Origin of the sequence: Proteus mirabilis ATCC 29906 (assembly GCF_000160755.1) — a bacterium.
Lineage (GTDB): Bacteria > Pseudomonadota > Gammaproteobacteria > Enterobacterales > Enterobacteriaceae > Proteus > Proteus mirabilis.
In genome coordinates, this window is record NZ_GG668578.1 from 433,557 (window position 1) to 460,250 (window position 26,694).

At 36.1% G+C, this 26,694-nt stretch carries 15 protein-coding genes and 1 pseudogene; 2 read left to right on the forward strand and 14 right to left on the reverse strand.

Features of this window, described 5'->3' with window-relative positions; translation table 11 throughout:
• Nucleotides 1-181: 181 nt before the first annotated feature.
• The 6 genes from dapB to ribF form a co-directional block, all read right to left on the reverse strand.
• Nucleotides 182-1,003 (reverse strand): 4-hydroxy-tetrahydrodipicolinate reductase, encoded by an 822-nt coding sequence (gene dapB / locus HMPREF0693_RS10025; protein ID WP_004245202.1) that lies wholly within the window; start codon nucleotides 1,001-1,003, stop codon nucleotides 182-184.
• Nucleotides 1,004-1,245: 242 nt separating this feature from the next.
• Complete coding sequence (gene ispH, locus HMPREF0693_RS10030; protein ID WP_004245204.1) at nucleotides 1,246-2,199, reverse strand: 4-hydroxy-3-methylbut-2-enyl diphosphate reductase; 954 nt, start codon at nucleotides 2,197-2,199, stop codon at nucleotides 1,246-1,248.
• Nucleotides 2,180-2,650 carry an FKBP-type peptidyl-prolyl cis-trans isomerase gene (gene fkpB / locus HMPREF0693_RS10035; RefSeq protein WP_004245205.1) on the reverse strand — a complete coding sequence of 157 codons (471 nt, stop codon included), beginning with the start codon at nucleotides 2,648-2,650 and terminating at the stop codon, nucleotides 2,180-2,182. The genes ispH and fkpB overlap by 20 nt, the downstream gene beginning before the upstream one ends.
• A gap of 70 nt (nucleotides 2,651-2,720) precedes the next feature.
• Nucleotides 2,721-3,236 carry a signal peptidase II gene (gene lspA / locus HMPREF0693_RS10040; RefSeq protein ID WP_004245206.1) on the reverse strand — a complete coding sequence of 172 codons (516 nt, stop codon included), beginning with the start codon at nucleotides 3,234-3,236 and terminating at the stop codon, nucleotides 2,721-2,723.
• Nucleotides 3,237-3,239: 3 nt separating this feature from the next.
• Nucleotides 3,240-6,050, reverse strand: a complete 2,811-nt coding sequence (gene ileS, locus HMPREF0693_RS10045; protein WP_004245207.1) for an isoleucine--tRNA ligase — start codon at nucleotides 6,048-6,050, stop codon at nucleotides 3,240-3,242.
• 29 nt (nucleotides 6,051-6,079) lie between these two features.
• Nucleotides 6,080-7,021 (reverse strand): bifunctional riboflavin kinase/FAD synthetase, encoded by a 942-nt coding sequence (gene ribF / locus HMPREF0693_RS10050; protein ID WP_004245208.1) that lies wholly within the window; start codon nucleotides 7,019-7,021, stop codon nucleotides 6,080-6,082.
• Nucleotides 7,022-7,451: 430 nt separating this feature from the next.
• Between ribF and rpsT the strand changes: the two genes are divergently transcribed.
• Entirely contained in the window at nucleotides 7,452-7,712 is a 261-nt protein-coding gene (gene rpsT, locus HMPREF0693_RS10055; RefSeq protein ID WP_004248964.1) for a 30S ribosomal protein S20, read from the forward strand.
• A gap of 73 nt (nucleotides 7,713-7,785) precedes the next feature.
• Here the strand turns inward: rpsT and nhaR are convergent, their stop codons facing one another.
• The 7 genes and pseudogenes from nhaR to tal form a co-directional block, all read right to left on the reverse strand.
• Nucleotides 7,786-8,703, reverse strand: coding sequence for a transcriptional activator NhaR (gene nhaR / locus HMPREF0693_RS10060; protein WP_004245210.1), 918 nt, complete (start codon nucleotides 8,701-8,703; stop codon nucleotides 7,786-7,788).
• A 188-nt stretch (nucleotides 8,704-8,891) separates the two neighbouring features.
• Nucleotides 8,892-10,070, reverse strand: a complete 1,179-nt coding sequence (nhaA, locus tag HMPREF0693_RS10065) for a Na+/H+ antiporter NhaA (protein WP_004245211.1) — start codon at nucleotides 10,068-10,070, stop codon at nucleotides 8,892-8,894.
• Nucleotides 10,071-10,610: 540 nt separating this feature from the next.
• Nucleotides 10,611-11,747: a molecular chaperone DnaJ gene (dnaJ, locus tag HMPREF0693_RS10070; protein WP_004245212.1), complete on the reverse strand. Its 1,137-nt coding sequence runs from the start codon at nucleotides 11,745-11,747 to the stop codon at nucleotides 10,611-10,613.
• A gap of 106 nt (nucleotides 11,748-11,853) precedes the next feature.
• Nucleotides 11,854-13,780 (reverse strand): annotated as a pseudogene (gene dnaK, locus HMPREF0693_RS10075) (molecular chaperone DnaK).
• Between the two features lie 524 nt (nucleotides 13,781-14,304).
• A complete protein-coding gene (gene mog, locus HMPREF0693_RS10080) occupies nucleotides 14,305-14,892 on the reverse strand; it encodes a molybdopterin adenylyltransferase (RefSeq protein ID WP_004245215.1) in 588 nt (195 codons plus the stop codon).
• A 161-nt stretch (nucleotides 14,893-15,053) separates the two neighbouring features.
• The gene (locus HMPREF0693_RS10085; protein ID WP_004245216.1) at nucleotides 15,054-16,037 is read right to left on the reverse strand and encodes an SEL1-like repeat protein; all 984 of its coding nucleotides are present in this window, start codon (nucleotides 16,035-16,037) and stop codon (nucleotides 15,054-15,056) included.
• 184 nt (nucleotides 16,038-16,221) lie between these two features.
• A complete protein-coding gene (gene tal / locus HMPREF0693_RS10090; RefSeq protein ID WP_004245217.1) occupies nucleotides 16,222-17,175 on the reverse strand; it encodes a transaldolase in 954 nt (317 codons plus the stop codon).
• A 302-nt stretch (nucleotides 17,176-17,477) separates the two neighbouring features.
• Here tal and yaaA point away from each other — a divergent pair, with 302 nt between their 5' ends.
• Nucleotides 17,478-18,263 carry a peroxide stress protein YaaA gene (yaaA, locus tag HMPREF0693_RS10095; RefSeq protein ID WP_004245218.1) on the forward strand — a complete coding sequence of 262 codons (786 nt, stop codon included), beginning with the start codon at nucleotides 17,478-17,480 and terminating at the stop codon, nucleotides 18,261-18,263.
• A gap of 83 nt (nucleotides 18,264-18,346) precedes the next feature.
• Here the strand turns inward: yaaA and HMPREF0693_RS10100 are convergent, their stop codons facing one another.
• Nucleotides 18,347-26,677, reverse strand: coding sequence for a calcium-binding protein (locus HMPREF0693_RS10100; RefSeq protein WP_004245219.1), 8,331 nt, complete (start codon nucleotides 26,675-26,677; stop codon nucleotides 18,347-18,349).
• Nucleotides 26,678-26,694 lie beyond the last annotated feature (17 nt).

The following is a 26,694-nucleotide window of genomic DNA, read 5'->3' on the forward strand; positions in this document are numbered from 1 at the left end:
AAAAGATGATAGAGAAAAGAAAAAAAGAGACTTAAGCGAAATTTTAACTATAAAAATGGAAGAAAATAAAGGAAGTTATAAAAAAACAAAAACAACAAACAAATATTATATAAACAACAACAAAAACCCACAAATAATATAAATAATCATGGGTTTTCAATGAATTAAATATAAAATAAAATCACAATTCTTCTAAAGAAAGCACATCTTTCATATTATAAAGACCCGATTTTCTTTCACTTAACCAAATAGCTGACTTAACTGCACCATTTGCAAAGGTCATTCGACTCGAGGCCTTATGGCTAATCTCTACTCGCTCACCAATATCTGCAAAAATAGCAGTGTGTTCACCCACAATATCCCCTGCACGAATAGTCGCAAAGCCAATACTGCTAGGATCACGTTCTCCTGTATGTCCAACTCGTTGATAAACCGCACAATCTTTCAGATCACGACCTAAAGTCTCTGCAATCGACTCGCCCATCGCTAAGGCCGTACCAGATGGTGCATCAACCTTATGACGATGGTGAGCTTCTACAATTTCAATATCACTATAAGATCCCATCACTTTAGCTGCCTTTTCTAATAATTTAAGCACTAAATTAACGCCAACACTAAAGTTAGCAGCAAAGACAATAGGAATAGTTTGTGCAGCACAATTAATGGCTTTTTTACCTTCTTCATCAAAACCGGTAGTTCCAATAATCATGCCTTTATGATGCTCAACACAAAATGCCAGATGGGACAACGTACCCTCTGGACGCGTAAAATCGATTAAAATATCAAATTGCCCTACTTGAGCTAATAAATTATCAGTAACAGTGATACCGATATGACCAATTCCCGCTAACTCTCCTGCATCAGCCCCTATCAATGAAGAATTAGTACGTTCAAAAGCAGCACCTAATACCACACCTTGTTGCTGATTAATCGCTTGGATCAGCTGGCGCCCCATACGCCCTCCAGCCCCCACTACGGCAAGACGAAGTTCTGTTGCAGACATAATCTATGTTCTCCTTAATAACACTTATGATCTTTATTAATACTTTACAGATTAACGATGTCATTCGTTTGATGCCAGCATTTAACGACGATAATAAGAAAAACGAACAAAAGGATAGAGATCATCAGCAAAAGCGATGAACCGCATGATTATTCATTAAATTTTACGATTTATAAAAAAGGAGATAAAAAAAGCAGAGCCTTGGCTCTGCTTGGTAAATTAAATGTTTATAGCTATTGTTATTATTCGACTACTTTATAGTCAAGACGTAACTCTTTTGGCACTTCAAAAACAATGTTTTCTTCTCTGCCAGATAGCTCAATCACTTCTTCTGCACCAAAGGCCTTTAATCGTGCTAAGACTTGTTGAACTAAAATATCTGGTGCTGATGCTCCTGCTGTCACCCCAACAATATTGGCATGGCTTACCCATATTTCATCAATATCTTCAGCACTATCGATTAAATAAGAGGGTTTGCCTGCACGTTGTGCAAGCTCTGCTAATCGATTTGAGTTAGATGAGTTTTTAGAGCCAACAACAAACACGACATCGGCACGCTCTGCAAGCTCTCGAGCAGCTTCTTGACGATTGGTTGTCGCATAGCAGATATCATCTTTACGGGGCCCGATGATTTTAGGGAATCGTTTATTTAAGGCATCAATCACTTCGGAAGTATCATCGACGGATAATGTAGTTTGTGTCATAAAGCAAAGATTATCTTCATCTTTCACTTTTAGTTTCCATACATCATCTGGAGATTCAACCAAATACATTCCCCCTTCTGGGTTACTGTATTGCCCCATCGTCCCTTCAACTTCTGGGTGTCCGGCATGGCCAATTAAAATGGCCTCTTTACCTTTACGGCTCGCCCTTGCGACTTCCATATGTACTTTGGTCACTAAAGGACAAGTGGCATCAAAAAGCATCGTTAAATTACGAGAGCGTGCCTCTTGGCGAATAGCTTGAGAAACACCGTGTGCTGAGAAGATCAAAATAGCGTTATCCGGCACTTCGGAGATTTCTTCAATAAAAATAGCACCACGTTCGCGTAAATCATTGACTACATATCGATTATGAACCACTTCGTGGCGTACATAAATTGGCGCGCCATAGATTTCTAATGCACGTTCAACAATGCTGATAGCTCGGTCAACACCCGCACAAAAGCCTCGTGGGTTAGCCAGCAATATTTGCATTTGTTGTTTCCTCCTGTGGATCAATACTGACGACTTCAATATCAAATGTGACATCTTGTAACGCTAATGGATGATTAAAATCGACAGTAACAGAATCTTCCGTCACTTCCTGCACAATTCCTGGCATTTCATTACCATTCATTGCCGTAAACAGCATAATGGTACCTGTTTCAGGAATACCGGATTGCGCAAAATCAGAAGGCATAAAGTATTGAATAAGATCAGGATTATATTTACCAAAAATATGCTCCCCCGCAAGCGTGAAGGTTTTCTTTTCCCCTTCTTTAAGTCCTACCAACTCTGCTTCTAAAGCAGGCGATAAGCTTTCATCACCAAGACGAAATAACGCCGGTTTTCCATGTGCTTGTGTAGATTCAGCAACAGAGCCGTCTGCCAATTTTAAGGTGAAATTCAGCAATACCGCACTATTATTGAGGATCTGCATACTCATACTAATACCTTCTATTAAGCGTAACCCCCGCCATTAGGCAGGGGTTATTTTAGTTAACTGATCTGTCAGATTACTTCTGCTTGTTGGTTTCTTGTGGGCTGGCATTCTTATCAGGGAAAAAGCTCTCAATGATAATTAAACCTGCACCAAGACAAATAGACACATCAGCAATATTAAAAGTAGGCCAATGCCAATCACCGACATAAAAGTCCAGAAAATCGATGACAAATCCATGGATCAGACGATCAGAAAGATTACCCAATGCTCCGCCTATAATAAGCGCATAAGCAATATTACTTAGCTTGGCACTCGCTTTATTTTTATACATCATCACCACTAAGACAATGCAGATTGCCAGTGCGATTAATGCAAAAAACCAACGTTGCCATCCGCCTTTATCGGCTAAAAAGCTAAAAGCTGCGCCATAGTTATGAGCATAAGTGAAGTTGAAAAAAGGCATGACAGCCACAGATTCATACAGACGGAATGTCTGCATGAAATACTGTTTTGTACCTAAGTCCAACACCACTACAGCAATAGCCAACCAGAGCCAGCGTAAACCTGTAGAGCAAAGTGTTTTCTTCATCAATTAAGCAAACTTACGTTCTTCACCGTTACCGGCTACGTTAGTAACACAGCGACCACATAAATCAGCGTGTTCCGCCACTTGACCAATGTCAGTTGCATAGTGCCAGCAACGTGGACATTTTTCACCTTGCGCTTTACTCAAGACAATTTTCAGCCCCGCCATATCAGATGCTAACGCGTTTTCTGGCGCATCATGAATATCAGCAACGGTCGCTTGAGAGGTAAGTAAAACAAAACGCAATTCGTTTCCTAATGCATTCAGTTTTTCCGCTAAGGCTTTATCCGCATACAGTGTTACTGCCGCTTCTAAAGAACCACGTAGTTGCTTATCGGTACGAGCTTGCTCTAACACCTTATTGACTTCACTACGAACGGCTAATAACTCCGCCCAGTACTCATCATTTAAGGTTTCAGATGCCTCTAAACCAAATAAATCTGTGTACCATTCTTGAGTGAACACAAATTTCGCACGCTCACCCGGTAACTGTGCCCAAATCTCATCTGCGGTGAACGACATAATTGGTGCCATCCAACGTACTAATGCTTCGATAATATGGTATAGCGCAGTTTGACAACTACGGCGAGCAACACTGTCGCTTTTCGCAGTGTATTGTCTGTCTTTAATGATATCTAGATAGAAAGATCCCATTTCTACTGAGCAGAACTGCATAAGACGCTGAATAACATTATGGAAATCGTAGTTTTCATAGTGTTTGAGGATATCTTCCTGTGCCGCTTTCGCACGACCGACCGCCCAACGATCAAGTATTACCATCTCTTCAGGTTTAACTTGATGTTTAGCCGGATCAAAGCCATTTAAGTTCGCTAAGAAGAAACGCGCTGTATTACGAATACGACGATAAGTATCAGCAGAACGTTTTAAGATCTCATCGGAAACCGCAATTTCACCCGTATAATCGGTGGAGGCAACCCATAAACGTAAAATATCCGCACCCAGTTTGTTCATTACATCTTGAGGGCTAACAGTATTACCAATGGATTTCGACATTTTACGGCCTTGTCCATCTACGGTAAAACCGTGTGTTAATACTTCACGATAAGGCGCTTTGCCTTTAATTGCTGTTGAAATCATAAGAGAAGACATAAACCAACCACGATGTTGGTCTGAACCTTCTAAATAGAGATCAGCTGAATTGCCATGGAATTCAGGGCGAGCATCAACTACGGTTGAGTGTGTTGATCCTGAATCAAACCAAACATCAAGTGTGTCAGGTGTTTTCATGTAGTCATCAGCTTCATCACCCAGCAGTTCTCGGATATCTAAGTCCCACCAAGCTTGAATACCACTCACTTCTACACGCTTAGCGACTTCTTCCATTAACTCTAGAGTACGAGGATGAGGCTCTTGTGTTTCTTTATGCACAAACAGCGACATTGGTGTTCCCCAAGTACGCTGACGAGAAATACACCAGTCAGGACGGTTTTCCACCATTGACTCAATACGAGCTTGGCCCCAATCAGGGATCCATTTAACACCTTTGATCTCTTTTAAGGATTGTTGACGTAATCCATTTTTATCCATACCGATAAACCATTGTGGAGTGGCACGGAAGATAACTGGTGTTTTATGTCGCCAACAGCAAGGATAACTATGTTGCATTGCTTCATGATGTAATAGAGCACCCTTTTCTTTTAGTAACTCAACAATCACATCATTAGCTTTAAAAACAAACACACCATCTAAGGTCGGATACGTATTAGGAAGATAACAACCATTAGGTCCAACCGGATTAGCCACTTCTAAACCATATTTTTGACCAATAACAAAGTCATCAGGACCATGACCCGGTGCGGTATGAACAGCTCCCGTACCGGCATCTAATGTAACGTGATCGCCTAAAATGGCTGGCACATCAAAGCCCATAAATGGGTGATTGAAGCGCAATAATTCTAAATCACTACCTTTACATTCACCTAAAACAGCCCAGTCTGTGACACCGATACGTTTCATAACGTGTTCAACTAAGTCTGCCGCTAAAATGACGCACTCATCATTAAATGAAACTAATGCGTAATTAAATTCGCCATTTAATGCAATTGCACGGTTAGCAGGTAATGTCCATGGTGTGGTAGTCCAAATAACTAAAGAAATAGGTTTATCAGTAACGACACCAAATTTAGCCGCTACAGCGTTTGAATCAACTGCACGGAAACGCACATCGATAGAAGGAGAGGTTTTATCGTAATATTCCACTTCCGCTTCAGCTAGCGATGAACCACAAGCCGTACACCAGTGAACAGGTTTTGCCCCTTTTAATAGGTGACCATTAGCGATAATACGCGCTAATGCACGAATAGTATTGGCTTCCGTTTTGTAGTCCATAGTGAGATAAGGTTTGTCCCAATCTCCTAGCACACCTAAACGAATAAAATCTTTTTTCTGCGCCTCTATTTGCTCATAAGCATATTTACGGCACTCCTCGCGGAATTGAGCTGCAGAGACTTTTTCTCCTGGTTTACCTACAATTTGTTCAACTTTTAATTCAATAGGTAATCCGTGACAATCCCATCCTGGAATGTACGGAGAATCAAAGCCTGACAGCCCTTTGGATTTAATAATAATATCTTTGAGAATTTTGTTTACTGAGTGACCAATATGAATATTGCCGTTGGCATAAGGAGGGCCATCATGCAAAATAAATGTTTTCTTACCACTTTTAGCTTGACGAATAGCTTGATACAAACCTTCTTTGTACCAACGTGATAACATTTCTGGTTCGCGCTTTGCTAAATCCCCGCGCATAGGGAACCCTGTTTCTGGTAAGTTCAGGGTATTTTTATAGTCACTCATTCGATTCTCAGTTCCAAGTTTCCGCTAGTTTATGACTCCGACCGCTGCAATAAAAAATCCCTAGCAGCAGCCACATCATTTGCGATTTGCTGTTTCAACGCATCCAATGATGCAAATCGCTGTTCATTACGTAATTTCTTTCGTAACACAACATCAATACGACGTCCATATAAATCCATATTAACGTCGATTAAATGAACTTCTAATTGTACACCCTTACCTTTTACGGTAGGACGACTACCAATATTAGCCACCCCCGCTAAAGGCGATTGATGGTCGGCTAAATAAACATCAACCGCATAAACACCAGCAACAGGTGCCACTAAGCGTTTCATGGGAATATTGGCGGTTGGAAAACCAATAGTTCTGCCTAATTGATTACCATGTACCACGCGTCCACAAACGCTATAAGGGTGTCCAAGCAATGATTCAGCTAATGCTAAATCGTCATTGAATAAGGCTTCTCGTACCGCCGTACTGCTAATACGTAATCCTTTGTCACAATAACTTTCGGTATTTGCCACCTCAAATCCGTATCGAGCACCGGCTTGTTGTAAAAAATGAAAATCACCTGCTCTATTTTTACCAAAACGAAAATCATCGCCAATGGCTAAAAACTTCACACCTAATTTATCAACTAAGAGTGATGAAACAAACTCTTCCGGTGTTTGTGCCGCAAATTGCTTATCAAATTTGACACATAACAGGTAATCAATACCACACTCTGCCAAATATTTTATCTTATCGCGTAGGCGCGTTAGACGAGCAGGTGCTTTCTCTGGCAAAAAAAACTCCAGAGGTTGAGGTTCAAATGTCATCACAACAGTAGGTAGGCCACGACGTGATGCTTCTTGCTTCAAGTGTTTTAATAATGCCTGATGACCGCGATGGACACCATCAAAATTGCCAATTGTTAGAACACAACCATGATGTTGTGCTCGAATATTCTGTATACCGCGAATTAGCTCCATAACTGGCTCAATACCGTGGAAATAATTGGATTATACCTTGTCAAAGGCTCGAGAGTAACCCAATATATCAATGTTTATTGGTGAGTAATATCTTGCTTTGTCAATTCACTATGATTGTTAAATTAACATGCTCACTGCTAACAAAAAATAAACGATTACTCACTTGTTGGTTATAAAATCGCACAAAATCAACCGTAGATCCGCTTAGAATCTATTATTTATTACTCATATACACGATTTTGATGATTTTTTCACTCAAAAGACTGTATTCTACCCGTCTTAACTGATAAAATCTTGCGCCATCACAACGAAACCAGTGTCGCGTACAACGACGCTAATTTTGTATAAATCCATTGACAAACTTAGGTTGAAAAGGCATATTCCTTCACCTTTGTATTGTCCTCGCTAGAATATATTTGGGAGTTGGAACTTGGCTAATATCAAATCAGCTAAGAAACGTGCGGTTCAGTCTGAAAAGCGTCGTCAGCACAACGCAAGCCGTCGTTCAATGATGCGTACTTACATCAAAAAAGTATACGCAGCAGTTGCTTCTGGTGATAAAGAAGCAGCACAAAAAGCATTTAATGACATGCAACCAATTGTTGACCGTCAGGCAACTAAAGGCTTAATTCATAAGAATAAAGCAGCACGTCATAAAGCTAATCTGCAAGCACAAATCAAAGCAATGTAATTATTGTTTTTGTGTTTAAAAAACCGGCTTAGGCCGGTTTTTTTACATTCTGTCTATGCAAACTCTACGTATTTCATTCGTTATTGGCTTTCTTTTCACCACTAAACAAAGCTGAAAAATCGGTATTACACACACGTTGTACTGCCGGATGCTGGATCATACGTTCAGCAAAAATAACGTAATACTCTTCTTTTACCGAGTCTAATGTGCCTATTTCCTCAATATTACTTTGGACAAATGTCTCATTGGTATAAATAGAAGGTGCAACAAAGATAGCATTATGATTTAAACCAAATGCTTTCATTAATGCAGCATCATCAAATTCACCTAAAATTTCTACTTGAAGATTTTTATTGCGTATCCAAGTTAACAAATGACGACCTAACATAGAGCGTCGACCAGGGATAAGCAATTTTCTATCTTCTAAACATTCTGGGAATGGCTTTTCTGGTATTGGCTGACTACAGAAAAAACTGACACTACACTCACCCAATTTAACAGAGAACAGCCCCTCTTGTTGTGAGGAATCTACGGGACAATCAGATAAAATCATATCTAACTTATGCTGACTTAATTGCTCTAACAACAATTCGTGAGTCGATTCAAAACAGCGTAAATGTATTTGTTCATGATCAATAACCGCCGTTTCTAATACACGACTAACAAGTTGTTTGGATAGCGCATCGGCAACCCCAACATCAAATAACAGGTTAGATTCTCGACTATAGTTGACAATATCTAGCATCTCTTGGCTCAGCATAAACATTTTATCGGCATAGCGAAAAATAAGCTGACCTAATTCAGAGGGAACTAATCCGCGCCCTTGACGCTTGAATAATTTCCCCCCTAATCTTTCTTCTAATGCTTTAATTTGCCCTGTAATTGTCTGAGGTGTCAGATACAGCGCTTCCGCAGCCCCTACAACAGAGCCTTCTTTACACACATGCCAAAAATAATAAAGATGATTAAAATTGAGATGTGACACACGCATAGTGATTTTCCTTTCAACTTCTGTGATCTCATCACACAGACTTCGTTAACAACGCATTAGCGATTGGTGTTCCTTTCTCCAATCCTCATAAAAACACCTACGGCACAATACAAAGTATTGCGCCGTAGGTTTATGTTTATAGCTCGGTTTTTATTGTGTTTAGAAAACGAGTTTCCTACTCAATTTCACTATTTTTGCTTCTGCTTCAACTTCGGTAAAACAGAGTTAAGCAATAAATATCCCACAACAGCAGCCATGGTTGAGCCAACTAAAATACCCAGTTTAGAGTATGTATTATAGGCTTCTATAGCACCTTCAAACGCAAGACCTGCGATAAAGATAGACATAGTAAAACCGATACCACATAAAACAGAAACGGCAAATATTTGCTTAAGATTAATCGCATCTGGCAATTTTGCAATCCCTAGTTTTACCGAAACCCAACTAAAGAGAAAAATCCCAATCGGCTTACCTAAGAAAAGCCCTAATGCAATACCAACGGGTAAGGTCGATAACATGCCATCAAGGGTAACGCCATTTAAAGAAACCCCCGCATTACTAAATGCAAATAGCGGTAATATTAAATAGGCAACCCACGGGTGTAAAACATGCTCTAACTCTTCCGACGGTGAAGCCCCCTCTTTATCTCTTAATGGGATCAAGAATCCAACAATCACTCCCGCTATTGTGGCATGTATACCTGATTTCAAAATACACACCCACAAAATAAAGCCTAGGACTAAGTAAACTGCTGTATTACTCACTTTACGCCAATTAAGAATAAACAACATGATGGTAATTAGCGCTGCCAATAATAACGGGACTAATGCCACACTCTTAGAGTAAAAGAGAGCAATAATCACAATGACACCAAGATCATCAATAATGGCTAGCGCTAATAAAAAGACTTTCAATTCCACAGGAACGCGACGCCCTAGTAACGCCATTACACCTAGAGCAAAAGCAATATCTGTTGCTGCCGGAATAGCCCATCCTTGCTGACCAATCGCATCGCCATGATTAAAAAATAGATAAATCAAAGCAGGTGCTAACATTCCTCCTACTGCAGCAATTGCAGGAAAAATAGCGCGATCACGTTGCGCTAAGGAACCTTCTTTTAGCTCCCGTTTGACTTCTAATCCTACCACTAAGAAAAAGATGGCCATGAGTGCATCGTTAACCCATAAGATCAACGGTTTATCTAGCTCTAATGCCCCAAATTTAATCATTATTGGGATAGATAAAAACTCATTATACAAAGCACTAAGAGGTGTATTCGCCATTATTAATGCGATAATAGCAGCAACAATCAGAAGAATACCGCCTGATGCCTCTAATCTTAAAAATTGTCTAATAATTGCTGTCATATTGTTAACCTAAAAATGTCTATTTGTGTTAATAATATGCTAATTATGAATTCGTAAAAAACAGATTATTTAGCAAAAATAATTCGGCTTTTTCGATCTCAATCGCTTATATCAAGAGTAAAGAAGGGATTATGTAAAAAATAATCAATAAGTAATATCACGAAAGATAAAAAACAAAAATAAAAAAAATAAAATACAACCTATTGATACAATTATTTTTTATGATAAACATAAGCAATAATTCACATTTAAAACAAGAATTGATAGAAAATAGGTAAATATTCTATTTTTTATCCATATTATTGTGACTATAGTGTGCTTTTTATTAAGAATAGTTGATAATTTACTCACAAGAATAATAAGAGGTGAAGATAATATTGTTCAACCTTTTTTGTTACCAGAGGATACCTAATGAAATAAGAGGGGAATGAGTATTGAAGATAACAGAGAAAGTTTCTAGGTATTTTTATGAAATTGATAAGAAAAAGCCTGATAGGCAATACATTATCAGGCTTTTTAGGAATGAAGATAACGCAAAAATTATTTGGTTAAATCATCAAAGAATTTTTTTACTCCATCTAAGAAACTCTTAGAGCGCGGTGTATTTTTTTCACCACCTTTACCACCAAATGATTCACCTAGCTGTTCCATAAGCTGCTTTTGTTTTTCATTCAGTTTCACTGGCGTTTCAACAACAACACGGCACATTAAATCACCGACACCATGGCTACGTACAGATTTAACACCTTTGCCTTTCATGCGGAACATTTTGCCAGTTTGTGTTTCTGCTGGAATTTTTAGTTTCACACGACCATCGAGAGTTGGCACCTCAATTTCTCCCCCTAATGCTGCAACCGCAAAGTTAATAGGTACTTCGCAATAGAGGTTATTACCATCTCGTTCAAATATATGGTGCTGACGAACATGAACCTGTACATACAGATCGCCTGCCGGTGCTCCTTGCTCACCCGCTTCACCTTCACCACTTAAACGAATACGATCACCGGTATCCACTCCCGCCGGGATTTTAACTGATAAGGTTTTATAACGTTCAACACGGCCATCACCATGACATTTAGAGCAAGGCTCTTTAATTACTTTACCGCGACCATGACAAGTAGGGCATGGTTGTTGAACGGTGAAGAAACCTTGACGTAAATGAACCTGACCTGCCCCATGACATGTTGAGCAAGTTTCCGCTGATGTGCCTTCTTTTGCCCCACTGCCGTGGCATTTATCACAGGTTTCTAAGGTTGGAATGCGGATCTCTTTGGTAATACCACGAACAGCTTCTTCTAGCGTTAAGTCCATGTTGTATTGCAAATCTGAGCCGCGTGCAGCACGTTGTTGACGACGACCACCACCAAAAATATCGCCAAACACATCACCAAAGATATCGCTAAAGTCAGCGCCACCAAAGCCGCCACCGCCTTGACCACCAAAACCACCTTGTTCAAAGGCAGCATGACCATATTGATCATAAGCCGCACGTTTTTGTGGATCGCTAAGAACTTCGTAAGCTTCTTTAATTTCTTTAAATTTAGATTCCGAATCTTTATCACCTTGATTACGATCTGGGTGATATTTCATCGCTAAACGCTTATAAGCACGTTTGATCTCTTTTTCATCGGCTGTTTTACTTAACCCGAGTACTTCGTAAAAATCTCTTTTCGCCATTCTGGATTACCCTTGACATAAGCACACGGGCGTAGAGTTGCCTCGACGCCCGTGTTTCGGTATCAGTAACTGTTCATCATTGAGTTACCGCGGCCCGTTAAGGGCATTATTTTTTATCTTTGCCGTCTACTTCTTCAAACTCTGCATCGACAACATCGTCATCTTTCTTCGCACCTGCATCAGTTGCATCGGCAGTATTACCTGCACCCGCTTGAGCTTGTTGTTGTGCAATTTCTAACAGAGGTTTTGAAGCTTCAACTAACGCTTGCAGTTTTGCTTCAATAGCAGCTTTATCTTCACCTTTAGAAGCAATTTCTAATTCGCTTAACGCTTTTTCGATAGCTTCTTTATCGTTAGCCGCTAATTTGTCACCCGCTTCTTCAATTTGTTTACGTGTACCGTGAACTAATTGATCTGCTTGGTTACGTGTTTGCACTAACTCTTCAAATTTACGGTCTGCTTCTGCATTAGCTTCTGCATCACGTACCATTTTTTGGATTTCTTCTTCATTTAAACCTGAAGAAGCTTTAATGGTGATGTTTTGTTCACGACCACTGTTTTTATCTTTTGCAGATACATGCAAGATACCATCAGCATCGATATCAAAAGTCACTTCAATTTGTGGCATACCACGTGGTGCAGGTTGAATACCATCTAAGTTAAATTGACCCAGTGATTTGTTATCACTCGCACGTTTACGCTCACCTTGTAATACGTGAATAGTTACAGCTGATTGATTATCTTCAGCGGTAGAGAATACTTGACTATGTTTAGTTGGGATAGTGGTATTCTTCGCAATCAGCGAAGTCATCACGCCACCCATAGTTTCAATACCTAAAGACAGTGGAGTCACGTCAAGTAACAGAACGTCTTTAACATCACCAGCTAATACACCACCTTGAACAGCAGCACCCATAGCAACAGCTTCATCTGGGTTAACGTCTTTACGTGGTTCTTTACCGAAGAACTCAGCCACAGTTTTTTGTACCATAGGCATACGAGTTTGACCACCAACCAGAATAACGTCGTTTACTTCACTGACTTTCAAGCCCGCATCTTCTAATGCAACTTTTACTGGCTCCATTGAACGTTTTACTAAGTCTTCAACTAAAGATTCCAGTTTTGCACGAGTCACTTTGATATTTAAGTGTTTAGGCCCTGTCGCATCAGCAGTAACATAAGGTAAGTTCACATCTGTTTGTTGAGCTGAAGATAATTCAATTTTTGCTTTTTCTGCAGCTTCTTTCAGACGTTGCATTGCCAATGGATCATTACGCAGGTCAATGCCTTGTTCTTTCTTAAACTCATCAACTAAGTAGTTAATTAAACGGCTATCGAAATCTTCACCACCTAAGTGAGTATCACCATTGGTTGACAGAACTTCATAGGTTTTTTCGCCATCAACTTCATCAATTTCGATGATAGAGATATCGAATGTACCACCACCTAAGTCATAAACAGCGATAGTGCGGTTACCCACTTCACGATCTAAACCATAAGCCAATGCCGCAGCTGTTGGTTCGTTAATAATACGTTTAACATCTAAACCCGCGATACGACCCGCATCTTTAGTTGCTTGACGTTGCGCATCATTAAAGTAAGCAGGAACTGTAATAACAGCTTCTGTAACTGGTTCACCTAAGTAATCTTCCGCTTGTTTTTTTCATTTTTTTCAATACTTCAGCAGAAACTTGTGGTGGAGCCATTTTTTCGTTACGTGCTTCAACCCATGCATCACCATTATCAGCTTTAATAATTTTGTAAGGCATGATAGAAACATCACGTTGTACTTCCGCGTCTTCGAAACGACGACCGATTAAACGTTTGATGGCAAATAATGTATTTTGTGGGTTAGTCACAGCCTGACGTTTTGCTGGTTGACCAACTAGAATTTCACCATCTTGTGCATATGCAACAATCGAAGGAGTGGTACGATCGCCTTCACCGTTTTCAATAACCCGGGCATTCTTACCGTCCATTACAGCAACACAAGAGTTAGTTGTACCCAGGTCAATACCAATAATTTTACCCATTTAAACGCCTCCAAAGAGAATTCTTTATCAATTTGATTACCAATCTATATGAGGATGAATATTCATTTTTCAAGTCAAAAAATTAATGGACTCAATATCATCACAAAGCGGATAAACATCAACGCAACTCAATAGTGGTAATTGCAGTTGAAAAATAGATGGGGTCATAAATACATTCATCAAGGGGAAAAATAAAAAAAAATAGTAAAAAGATAAAAAAAAGATCTAGTAAAATAACAATATAAAAAATAAATATTATATATCAATAGGTTATGATAAATATTGTCTTTAACCCATTATGATGATGTAAAACAACAGCGATAATCCATTAATATAAAAAATAACTAATTGAAATATAACAGTTTCAATCAATTATTACACAAAGTGGGTTATCTCAATGATCAATAAATCATCAACAGAAGCATCACTCATAGGTAAAAATAGCAGGTTGTTCTTATTTAATCTTATTAGGGCAAAACGTACTCACATTCAATATTAATAACAAAAACAACCGATGCAATGTATTAAGCAGATGTAGAACGGCGTGCTGATTTAGGTCTAAAGGCAACCACAATTTCTTCGTTAGTTTCGATATAAGGGCCATCCAATAATTGAATACAATAAGGAACACTGGCAAAAATACCACTGACAATCACCTGTCCCTCACTGTCTTTTAATCCCTCTAATGTCTCTGCGATCGCTTTAGGCTGTCCCGGTAAATTTAAAATTAAGGCTTGATTACGAATAACTCCCACTTGACGAGATAAAATCGCCGTAGGAACAAATTTCAAACTGATTTGGCGCATTTGCTCACCGAAGCCTGGCATCTCTCTATCAGCAATCGCCAATGTTGCATCAGGCGTAACATCACGACGAGCAGGCCCTGTGCCTCCCGTTGTTAAAACCAAGTGACATCCTGCTTCATCAACCAGTTCACATAATGTTTGTTCAATCATCAGTTGCTCATCGGGGATCAAACGTGATTCGATATGAAAAGGGGTTGTGATTGCTTTTTTTAGCCAAGCTTCTAAAGCGGGCAGGCCTTTATCTTCATAAACACCACTGGATGCACGATCAGAAACAGAAACCAGTCCTATACGTAATTCATTCATATCAACCTCAAATTAATCAATAACTGCCAATTAGCGTGCTGATATTAACACGAGAACACGGGTGAATTAAAAACAATCTCAGTAAAAGCTATTATGTTATTTTAGCTATAAAAAAACGGGAGTTTTATACTCCCGTTTTTTATCACATTAATGATTTAATCTTAGTCATCAAGATATTTAGCAATATAAGAAGCAGCTAAAAGTTTAGCTTCTGCTAATTGAGCAGCATTGAGGGCACGGGCGGTTCGTTTTAGCATAGCCTCATCACCTTCACCATTTTCTACAGCAACAGCAAACCATGCATAGGCTTCTTTCAAGTTACGTTTAACCCCTTTGCCATAATAATAGTTTATTGCAAGGTTATTTTGTGCCAAGCCATTACCTTGTAGCGCAGCTTTTTTATACCATTCATTCGCTTTACGTTGATCTTTTGCTACACCATCACCTTCGTCATACATCACACCAAGGTTATTTTGCGCATCTCGATTACCTTGATTTGCCGCTTTGGTATACCAGAATACCGCTTTGCTACCATCACGCTCGACCCCTTCGCCTTCATCGTAAGAGACAGCTAAGTTGTATTGTGCATCAGCATGACCTTGCTCTGCGGCTTTAGTGTACCAAGTCACCGCTTTTTCATGATCTTGTTCGATACCAATACCTTCATCATATGAAATCGCTAAATTATACTGCGCATCGCTATCACCTTGCTCACCGGCTTTTGTATACCAATACACTGCTTTTTCATGATCTTGCTCTACACCATCCCCTTCATCAAAAGAGACGGCCAAATTGTATTGTGCTAAAGAGAGTCCCTGAACAGCCGCTTTGTTATACCAATAAACCGCTTTTTCAGCATCACGCTCAATATCATCATTCATATCATACATTAACGCTAAATTTAATTGCGCTTCTGCATGACCTTGTTCAGCCGCTTTTGTGTACCACTCCAATGCTTTTTGTGTATTTTGTTCTACACCTTCGCCACCTTCATATTTAACACCAAGTTGATACTGAGAAGCGGCATTCCCTTCTTCCGCACTTTTTTCAATCGCAGGTAAAGAGAAGGCTGTTTTATCTTCTGACATAGCAACACTACTAAAAAAGAGCGATGCCAGTACTGTTGCCAAAACCATCTTTTTCATAATTCACCAATAATAAATAGGATGCTTTTAATAATTAATTTTTATAATTATTACCGGATAAATTATTTATTCAAATCAATTTAATCTTAAAATTATTTTAAATATTATTTTGCAATAAAAAAAAAGACAACACCCCCCTATTTAAAGTGGGTGTTGTCAGTTTTTATAAGAATTAAACGCCAGATTATAATAAATCTGCAATCATTTTCTCTAATTTTTCCTGATCAACCGCAAATTTACGAATACCATCAGATAATTTATCAACGGCCATTGGATCAGCATTATGTTGCCAATAAAATTCAGCTTCAGTGATTGGCGCAGGACGTGATTTAACTTCACCATTAAAGGATAGTTTATGCTCTACTTCACCTTGTGCTTCTGATAACTCTTTTAATAACGCAGGAGAAATAGTTAGGCGATCACAACCTGCTAATTCTAAAATTTCACCAATATTACGGAAGCTAGCTCCCATAACGACGGTGTTATAACCATGCTCTTTATAGTAGTTATAAATTTCAGTTACAGAAATAACACCTGGATCTTCTGCTGGTGCAAACTCTTTTTTATCTGTATTGGCTTTATACCAATCCATAATACGGCCAACGAATGGAGAGATCAGATATACACCAGCTTCTGCACATGCACGAGCTTGAGCAAAAGAGAATAGTAAAGTTAGGTTACAGTTGATACCTTCTTTTTCTAATTGCTCAGCTGCACGAATACCCTGCCATGTAGAAGCAAGTTTAATCAGGATACGATCGTTACTAATACCCGCTTCGTTATACAGTTTAATTAAACGACGCGCTTTGACGATACAGGCTTGGGTATCATAAGAAAGACGTGCGTCAACTTCTGTTGAAATACGACCTGGGATCAGTTTTAAGATTTCTAAACCGATATTGACAGCAAGTTTATCACACGCATCAACGATTTGTTGCTCGCGAGAATCGCTTTGTGAACGCGCCCATTCAATCGCTTCATCGATTAATTTACGATATTCAGGAATTTGGGCTGCATTTAAAATTAAAGAAGGGTTGGTAGTTGCGTCTTGAGGTTGATACAGTTTCATTGCTGCAATGTCACCTGTATCAGCTACAACTGTAGTCAGTTTACGCAAAGAAGTTAATTTGTTGGTCATTTTGTTTATCTCATCTACTAGGTAAATCTGTTTGCAGTCACCTGCGGATATCTATTGATAATAACATGGACTGCTCACACTACAAGATGCTTAGATTCATCGAAAGCAATTATTTGAATGCCAAACGATTTCGCAAAACAAAAGTAGCAAAAAACAGAATAACAACTCAGGCTGAATCGTTTAATATGTCTATTTTATGGCACATTGGTGAAAGTATTGTTTTTTCCTATTATTATGATTTAACTTATCTACCAAACAATTTGCTATAGTAGAACTAAATCAAAATAACTATTGAGGGAATTATGCTAATTACTATTTCACCAGCTAAAACACTGGATTTCGAATCGCCTTTAGCAACAACGCAGTTCACCCAGCCTGAATTGCTCAAATATTCCCAACAACTTATTACAGAATGTCGAAAACTGTCGTCCAGTGATATCGCAAGCTTAATGAAAATTAGTGATAAATTGGCAGGACTAAATGCGGCTCGCTTTGGTGAATGGCAACCTGACTTTACACCCGATAATGCGCGACAAGCCATTTTAGCGTTCAAAGGTGATGTTTATACCGGAATGCAAGCCGCTGAACTTTTCACAGATGACGACTTTCAATTTGCACAACAGCATTTACGTATCCTTTCCGGTTTATATGGCGTATTGCGCCCACTCGATTTAATGCAACCTTACCGCTTAGAGATGGGCATAAAACTGAACAATAAAAAAGGCAGTGATCTATACCAGTTTTGGGGTAACATAATTACTGAAACGTTAAATAACGCCCTTGAAGCTCAAGGGGATAATATCTTGGTTAATTTAGCCTCTGATGAATATTTTAAATCAGTCAACCCAAAAAAACTCAATGCGGAAATTATTAAACCTGTTTTTCTTGATGAGAAAAATGGCAAATATAAAGTGATTAGTTTTTATGCTAAAAAAGCAAGAGGTTTAATGAGCCGTTTTATTATTCAAGAAAGATTAAGTGATAAGGCACAACTTAAAGAATTTAATCTAGAGGGTTATCAATTTAATGCCGCCGAGTCTGAAGGCAATACCCTTGTCTTTAAACGTGCAGAACATCTAGCAAAATAAGCCTCATTTTTTGCTATCAAATGATAGTAATTCATAAAAATAGCCCTGAAAATAGGGCTATTTTTATTGGGTCACAAGGGAAATTATAAATGCTTAACGACCACAGCTAAAGGCGACCAGTTTGATGAGGGAATAACGTCACTGCCTTGCATCGTCGATAGTTGTTGCTGATTAAATTGAGCCATTTGTTGAATAATTGTCGCAAGGGATCCCATTGATAATGTCTGTTCTTTTTCGATAACCTTCACAGGATCAGTTTCTATTTTCTCTACTCGGTTTGTTTTAACAGTCAAGACAAATTGATTATCAGCCGTTCGATACTGTTTATCTTTACCTGCTTGAGAGGATATTAATTTTTCATGCTCAGATAATCCTGATACAAAAATATGGCTCATTTCACCTTCATCATACACCGTCACTTCACCATGACGTTTTTGTACCACATAAACATTATTACCACTTCCTCCACCTAGATAATCATTTCCTGAGGTTGAAATAAACAGATCATGTCCACTTCCGCCATTAAGATTATCATTACCTTCTCCAGCAATTAAAATATGGTGCCCTTCATTGACAACAATATGATCATCACCTTTACCCCCATCAATCACTGAGCTACTTTGATTATGATTAACAACAATATCATCACCATCCATTAATTCTATCATTGGTAATAAATCTATAGCTTGAGAGAATATATCTTGTGATCTGTTTGAAAATAGTTTATTGAGAGACAAAATAGAATTAACAGGTTGATTATCATTAACGGCAATATCATCTCTCAGTAATTCTATTACCTTTAATGGATAAGGCTCTAGTGTTTGAGTGGATATAATACGCTGTAATTGCGTTGAACGTGATGATGGTTCTTCTCTATGAAAATACTGAGGATACAATGATAATGCCTCTTTATTTAAACGTAGGGAGGGTGGGATCATCAGAACATCACTTTGATGACTCAACCTAACATCCAAAGTGATAGTGGGGCTCAGTAAACGCTGACCGCTGTCTGGCTTAGGCAAATGAAAAACTCGATTATCTTTATCAATAAATTGAAGTGTCATTCCTGAGTTAAAAATAGCACTAACACTTTCCGTATCGAAAACAAGTTTAATATGAGCATCAGGATTATAGCGATGAGATAAAACGCCATCACTAAACATCAAATCAAATCCACTCACATCGGATAAAAAGAAATGACTAGTACAATCAGATGTTAATTGTTTATCATTATCACTCAGAGAAATAATGATCTTTTCATTTCTATTTTTAGCTAGCAATGAGCTTATTTGATAATTGTCATAACCGCGACTCAGTTTAATTGATGAATGAGCCGCAATTCCAGCATAATGATTATTCTCGCTATTACCCTGTAGATTAAGCTTTAAATGTTCTCCAGAAGAGAAACCACTGTATTGTAGCTCAGGTAATAATTGAATAAGTTTAGTTTTATTTTCAGATTGAATAGACAATGTGTGTTTATCGTCATTAATAGAAAGCTGTTGAAGCTTCTCTTGCTGATTATACTTTTCTAAATAACTAAAGTTATATGATACCTCTCTTGGTTGATTATTATTTTCATTAATAGTAAGTATAAAACCATCCATAGTCACAATGGTATATCGATGGGCTAATAATTGACTATTTTTATCTTGGTATACATGACTTAATGCAATTAAATGCTCGATAAATTGATCAGGATCTTTGTCATTACTAACTTTAAGCGTAAAAACAATATCTGTTTCACGACGAGAAATAGCGGTAATTTCATCAAAAGTATAATTTAACTGGATAAGACTAGCTTCTGTATGCGTCTCTTCATCAATAATAGTTTCAAGTTGTTTAACATTATTATCCGTATTTGATGCTCTTAGAATAGTATAACTATCATTTCCTGCCCCTCCTTGTGCATAACCTTCCCGTAATACCAGCGTATCATCTCCAGCTAATCCATATAATGAATCTACCCCTCCCATGCCATTTAAATAGTTATTTTTTTGGTCACCATAAATAATATCATTACCTATTTCACTGCCTACTACATTTTCAATACTCTCTAAATAGGCAATAACGGGTTGTTTTTGTAGTGTTATATTAGGCATTGTATCCGCTAATTTATGGGTATAGATTTGTCCTTGCTCTTGAAAGATAAAAAGTCTGGCATGAAAACTCTGGCTATTGGATTTATTTTCTCCCCCGATAAATTTAATATAATTTTTAGATAGATTAACTTCATACCCTATATATTTTTTTTCTGTCTGAATAATACGTAATGTATCATTACCTTCTCTACCATAAAAACGGCTGGCATAACGAGGAGATTCAGAAGTGAACACATTAAAGGTGTCATCTTTTTCTCCTCCACTTAATCGTTTAGTCCCATTATGAACATCAAATATATTTTGTGTTATTAATGGTGCAGCAATAATATCATCCCCATTATAAGTATTAAAATAAAATAGCTCATTCTCACGCCAACTTGGCTCAAAATATTGTTTTTCAGCTGTTGATTTAATTAAATCATCTGTTAATTCTCCTGATGATAAATTTTGCCATGTTTTTTCTTTTGTTGTTCTTATTTTATCAAAAAAAGAGATATCCACCTCATCCTCAAAAACAGGATTATCATCTTCAAATGCAAAATTAATCGTATAACGATTTAATTGATTAACATAAAAATCCATATCAAAAATGAGAATTTCATCTGTTGCGATGGCTTCTTTAGGAACATAGTATTTATATTCCGTTCTTTCGACACTAAGATAATGAGAAAGCGCAGCTATCTTTTCTGCTTCTTCTTTACTTAAATTTTTCGCCACTCGTTGTACAACAATTTCTCCAAACGGATTAAGTATATTATCTAACGTTTTCCCCAATATACGAGGGATCACTTTATAATAATGATGTTCTTCATAAAGTTGTTTCTCATTCGAATAAAAATAATAACTGTGAGGCTCCTGTTTTTTTATTTCTTTAAGATGTTCTTGCGCATTTTGGGCAATCATGGTTTCTAACTGTGATATTGTCTCTAAATAGACGATTTCATTCTTTTTGCTTGGTAAGATATCCCCCATTAAAAATGCATAAAAACCATTATTAAGTTCTTCTAGTGGTGTAAATCCTATTTTTTCTTTCGCTTCTTCTATCAGTCTTGCGGCATTATAAATTGAAATGGCTAAGGCGATAACAGCTCCCGCGACAATACCAATAGGCCCCGCGACCGTCGAGCCAGCAAGCATTGCGATAGAAACCCCCAAAGTAACCAATCCGGAAACTATAGCTAAAGAGCCATTCACAATATAGTCAATCCGTCGTTTTTCATTTTTTTCTACTGAGATACGGCTAAAGTTATCGTAGATATTATAGATATCAAATCCAATAGACAGGATATTAAGCCCGATACCAATCCGAGTGCTGGTTTTACTAATATACTCTAAAGGATTATTACGGTACTTTAATAATCCTTTAGCTAAAGCGATTTCAATGAGTTCAGATAAGCCATTATAGGCCATTTCTGACCATGTTATGGCAAGATTATTGATGGTCTCTCTATGCTCTTGAGGGGTTAATAGCGGATTATTAAGTTGCTCAGCAAGCATAAAGGTTGAATTGATTGATTGCCATATACCGAAGCTAATATTAGCGTAACCAATTTTACTGATAACTCTCATATGTCTGGGAATTTTTAATGAAGGTATTCTTAAATTTTCCCAATCTTGCTGATTATACTGTTTACTACCTAATGCTATTATTTTCATTAATCTTTCATGAGCCGCGACATAATCAGCTCTACTGGCCATATGAGAAAGAAAATATTTAATTTTATCTTGTTTGTTATTTAATAGATAACGTAATAATGCAATAACTTCTTTATCTTTTTCATTGCCCGTCACAGATAAAAAATAATCATTAAGATGCTGAGGATCAAAAGTAATTTTTTTATCCCAGTTCTCTATCTGATTAAGATCTATCGCATCGATACTTTCACCATTTATCTTTGCACCTAAATAACAGAGTAATCTTTTGTCAATGACAAGATTATTAATTTCCACTTTAGAAGAAATGGTAGAGCTATCTTCACTTGTGGCTAAGTTAACTTCACCTTTAAACTCATTGAGTTTATTTAATGCTTCTACTGGTGATAAAGCGCTAATCTCTTCATCAGACTGACTGATAACAGCGAGTTTTTTTAAATTATTTATGGTCTCTTTATAGAGTTCAAAGCTTGAAATTTTGCTCAATAATACTCGTGATAAAATACCTTTATTACCCTCATCAAAAAAAGCATTAAGCCTATTTTTAGATAGTTCACTTAAATTATCTATTAAGTGAGGAGTATCATAAATTGCATGAATAATTTCAATAACTTGATACGTTCTTTCCGCTAAACTATAGTTCCCATAGTCTTTATTAGTTATTTCTTGCCACTGTTCAAAGTTCGTTCCATCCATTAAAAATTGGTTAAATTCTTTATTAACAGAGGGATCATAAAGTGATTGAATTAAATTCCTTTTTATTAAACTATTATCTGACGTATTAAATATTGCCGATAATTCAACCAAATATTTCTCAATTGCATTATCAATGAGTAAATCGTGATTTATTATTTTATCACTGAACTCTGCAAGCTTTTCTTTATGATATTTAAGGTTAATTTGATCGACTTTCCTAATAATTGCACCTAATTGAGCATAATTGATCTGATAGCGATTTAACTGAATGTAATTTAAAATATCAGCAATGGTCATATTGTCAGAATAGTCAGGAAAAATAGTGCTAATCTCATTCTGATAACCTAACTTAAACTCTTGATTATCTCTATAATTAGTGTAATTGTGTGAGACGAATTGATAGATTTCTGCAGCATAGTTTTTATTTTCAATATCTACTCTTTGCCTATTAGACACTGTATTAGGCTCATTAGGTACTGTTTCAGTAAGTAGCGTATTAGATGCACCTGTATCAGCAAGTAAAGGGTGACCAATAAACTGACTTTCAGTCGTCGGTTTTACCATAATGTATTCATTTTCAAGTATAACACTGTTATCCGTCACAGTATAAATAGGCATATTTAGCCGCTGAGCAATCCCTTCAATAAATAAATGACCACTTTGATAACTAAATAAAGTCTCCTTATTGGCAAAAACAATTGTTCTTTCACCAACAAATTGATGTTGTAAAATAACATTTTGTAGTGATTCAACACGGCTTTTCTGCTTAACAAGCGCATTGGTGGCAGGAAAGTATTCTTCATTTCCAGCAGCAATCACTCTTATTTCATGTTTTAAACAATAATCAAGAAAACGGCCTATTTCTGGTTTATCTTTTAAGTATTGTGTTAATTGTTCACTTTTTACACCATTATAGAAATAAATGACGATATCATCTTGATAAACGCCACTAATGCTTTCAATAATAATATTATCTACAAAATCTCTAGTAATAAAATTATTATCAACAAATAAAAAATCAAAATTTTCTTTACTTTCATTAAATAACAGATAACTACCATCTATTTCATTTTTGTTCTGATTAAATGACTTTTCTAGTAGGGTAAGAGGATCATTTTCATTAATATAAAAATTACTAGGATGATAGCCATGGTTTCGCTCCTGATAATTATTATTAAAATAACTTTCTAATTGTGCTATTTCATGAATAATCACTCTATTATTAAACTGATGATTGCTAAAAAACTCCAGATATAAATCACGATAAATACCTGCATCATCTGTTTTTTTTATAGAATCAATTTCATCTTCAATCAAATGAAGAAGCTTATTAACATACTTGTTGTTTCTATATTCTGATAATCTTTGATAAGTTAATTTTAAGTGCAGTCTATTTTCATCATCTAAAAGAAAAATATTTTTTATTTCAGAAACATCAATACCATCAATAATTTCTTTTAACGCTTTATAATTATTTTTAAAATTAATCGTATAATCATAACCAACAACCCCGATATTTCTATTTTTATCTAATATTAAAAAAGGGTTATCAATAATTTGCTCATAAATAAAATTACTAATTCCAGTATAACCTTCATTGATTTCATTAACCATCATTCGATAAAAAATTGCTGCTGCTAGGCTATTTTTTTGTGCTAATGCAATTAACTTTTCCTTTCCATAAAGGAGATCGCCATAGAATAATTTATCTTCTATTTTCTGTTTCACTTGATTCAGGATATCAACAAGAGAAATATTTTCATTGTTTTGATTAAATAGTATAATTTCATCAATTATAGAAAAACTGGCTGTTATTTTATCAAAATAAATATTCCCCCTTAGTGTATCAATTAATGAAACAATTTTATTCAATGAAAATGATTTTTTACCATTTAATAAATAACTATTAATCTTAATTAAATCTCGATAATAAACATCATTAAATTCCAGATATCCTTTTGGCTTACTCATTTTTTGATGTGCATTAAATTCAGTAAATTGAATATCAATACCATCACTATTGCTCATTATAATTACTTTACTGGATTTATTATTCTCAAGAATTTTATCTAAATTATTTTTAACTAAAAATATTCCCTCATCAACAAAAACATTTTTGGCCACGACTTCAACTAATTTACTATTTATTTTAAGTTCTAAAATGAGTTCACGCTGTTCACTGTAATGAATAACTCGTCCAACAACACCATCTTTAAAAGGCAATGAAAAACCAATTTTTTTTATATTTTCAGCAATACCTTTATGTAACTCGATTTCATTTTGATCCCATAAACTACGATATTTTGTTGTAGGATTTCTTTTATATTCATCAATTATAAAATATTCTTTTCCATCAGCTTTATTTAGAGTATAAGAGCCCATTGTTTTTATCAAAGCGTCTTTTATTGATTCTATATTAGAAAATTCCGTCAATTCAGAATTAGAATCAAATAGCGTAAATTTATAATGATTATTAGAATATCTCTTATAAGCAAGAGCAATGGCATGCGTTTTAAATGCAATAATCGCATAATATTCATTATAATATTGCATTATATATTCTAAGTGATAATTTATTTGTGAGAGACTACTTTCTAGCCTATTTGCATTCGATGCTTTCAAGCCATTTTCTGCTAAAATTTTTCGGTATTCGGTCGCCTTTGTTAAATCAAAAATTGTATAATTTATTTTTTCATATATTCTCTCCATTTGAAAAATCTGTGCGAATTTAATTTCTTTGATCTCTTTAATCAATTTTAACACTTCATATTCTTGTACACTATCAAATATAATTTTTTCAAGCTTATCAGATATTTTTTCTTTTTTATCCTTGTAAAGATTAATATTTTCCTTTAGCCAATGTAAATATTTATTCCCTCCTTCTATACCATTATTTCTAACCTCCAATAAATATTTTAAACTTATTCCATAACATACCCCTGAAAGTGGATCAAAATGGCTAAAATTATAATTATTTTCAGCTGAAGCGACAAGATTAATTCTTCCCATTATCTTTTCTAATGGTATTAATAAATCAGAAGTTTGTGAAAAATATTTAACGGATTTATCTTTCATTTTAGTAAAGAACCAATCCTTATCTAATTTATAAAGTAAATGTTCACCATTTTCTTTTAGCTGACGATGTTTAGCTACGGCAATCAAGAATGCTTCATCAATATTATTAAGATATATATGGAGTATTTTTTCTGAGTTTTCATTAGAGTCTCTAACAATAAAAATATTTTTATATGAATAACTATCTATTAATTCAATAGTTAAATGACTATCAATATGTACCTGTTTTTTTGCCTTAATATCATTAATAACTTCGGCATAAATATCTTTAGGTGTTACTTGCCAATATTTATCGAGAGTAAAGAAATTAAAATATTCGTTCTTAGCGTAAAATCGGTAAGATATAGAGTTATCAGCAATACTGTTTTTAACCATTTGATTAATAGTATGAATAAGGTCATCTTTTTTAGAAAAGAATTCCACTGTACCTTCAAAGTCAATGATTTTAAATAATTGATTGGTATTATCTATCTGTATAAATAAGTCTTTATCTTCTATTTTTAAGTGAAAGGATCCTGATGGGTAGTGCTGAAATACTGGATTAACACGTGTTTTATTTAGCTTTTGATAATTTTTGTTTGTAAGATAAGAATTATTAACAAATAAATTCTCTATACTTGCATTAATCTCTTTTACAATAAAATCAATCGCTTTAGTAAATTTATCCCGATTATAAAGAGATAAATTACTTTCTATTTTTATTAAAAAATCATTAGCAGCATATTCATTTTTATAAGTAAGAATATAAATATAATTCTCAATTAAAACACGCCTTACTGACTCAATATTAAAAGGTAATTCAACACTATGCTCTTTAATATATTTCACTATTTCTAGTGTAATTCTTTCAATATCATCATTGATATTAATTTTCTTAAATCTACCCATAGTCTACCTCTTTATTG

What these genes read in the sequence shown, in the direction of transcription:
- fkpB (WP_004245205.1), bottom strand. Translation starts at nt 2,650, where the DNA reads ATGAGTATGCAGATCCTCAATAATAGTGCGGTATTGCTGAATTTCACC.
- lspA (WP_004245206.1), bottom strand. Translation starts at nt 3,236, where the DNA reads ATGAAGAAAACACTTTGCTCTACAGGTTTACGCTGGCTCTGGTTGGCT.
- dnaJ (WP_004245212.1), bottom strand. Translation starts at nt 11,747, where the DNA reads ATGGCGAAAAGAGATTTTTACGAAGTACTCGGGTTAAGTAAAACAGCC.
- ileS (WP_004245207.1), bottom strand. Translation starts at nt 6,050, where the DNA reads ATGAGTGACTATAAAAATACCCTGAACTTACCAGAAACAGGGTTCCCT.
- tal (WP_004245217.1), bottom strand. Translation starts at nt 17,175, where the DNA reads ATGACCAACAAATTAACTTCTTTGCGTAAACTGACTACAGTTGTAGCT.
- ispH (WP_004245204.1), bottom strand. Translation starts at nt 2,199, where the DNA reads ATGCAAATATTGCTGGCTAACCCACGAGGCTTTTGTGCGGGTGTTGAC.
- nhaA (WP_004245211.1), bottom strand. Translation starts at nt 10,070, where the DNA reads ATGACAGCAATTATTAGACAATTTTTAAGATTAGAGGCATCAGGCGGT.
- yaaA (WP_004245218.1), top strand. Translation starts at nt 17,478, where the DNA reads ATGCTAATTACTATTTCACCAGCTAAAACACTGGATTTCGAATCGCCT.
- dapB (WP_004245202.1), bottom strand. Translation starts at nt 1,003, where the DNA reads ATGTCTGCAACAGAACTTCGTCTTGCCGTAGTGGGGGCTGGAGGGCGT.
- HMPREF0693_RS10100 (WP_004245219.1), bottom strand. Translation starts at nt 26,677, where the DNA reads ATGGGTAGATTTAAGAAAATTAATATCAATGATGATATTGAAAGAATT.
- ribF (WP_004245208.1), bottom strand. Translation starts at nt 7,021, where the DNA reads ATGGAGCTAATTCGCGGTATACAGAATATTCGAGCACAACATCATGGT.
- mog (WP_004245215.1), bottom strand. Translation starts at nt 14,892, where the DNA reads ATGAATGAATTACGTATAGGACTGGTTTCTGTTTCTGATCGTGCATCC.
- nhaR (WP_004245210.1), bottom strand. Translation starts at nt 8,703, where the DNA reads ATGCGTGTGTCACATCTCAATTTTAATCATCTTTATTATTTTTGGCAT.
- HMPREF0693_RS10085 (WP_004245216.1), bottom strand. Translation starts at nt 16,037, where the DNA reads ATGAAAAAGATGGTTTTGGCAACAGTACTGGCATCGCTCTTTTTTAGT.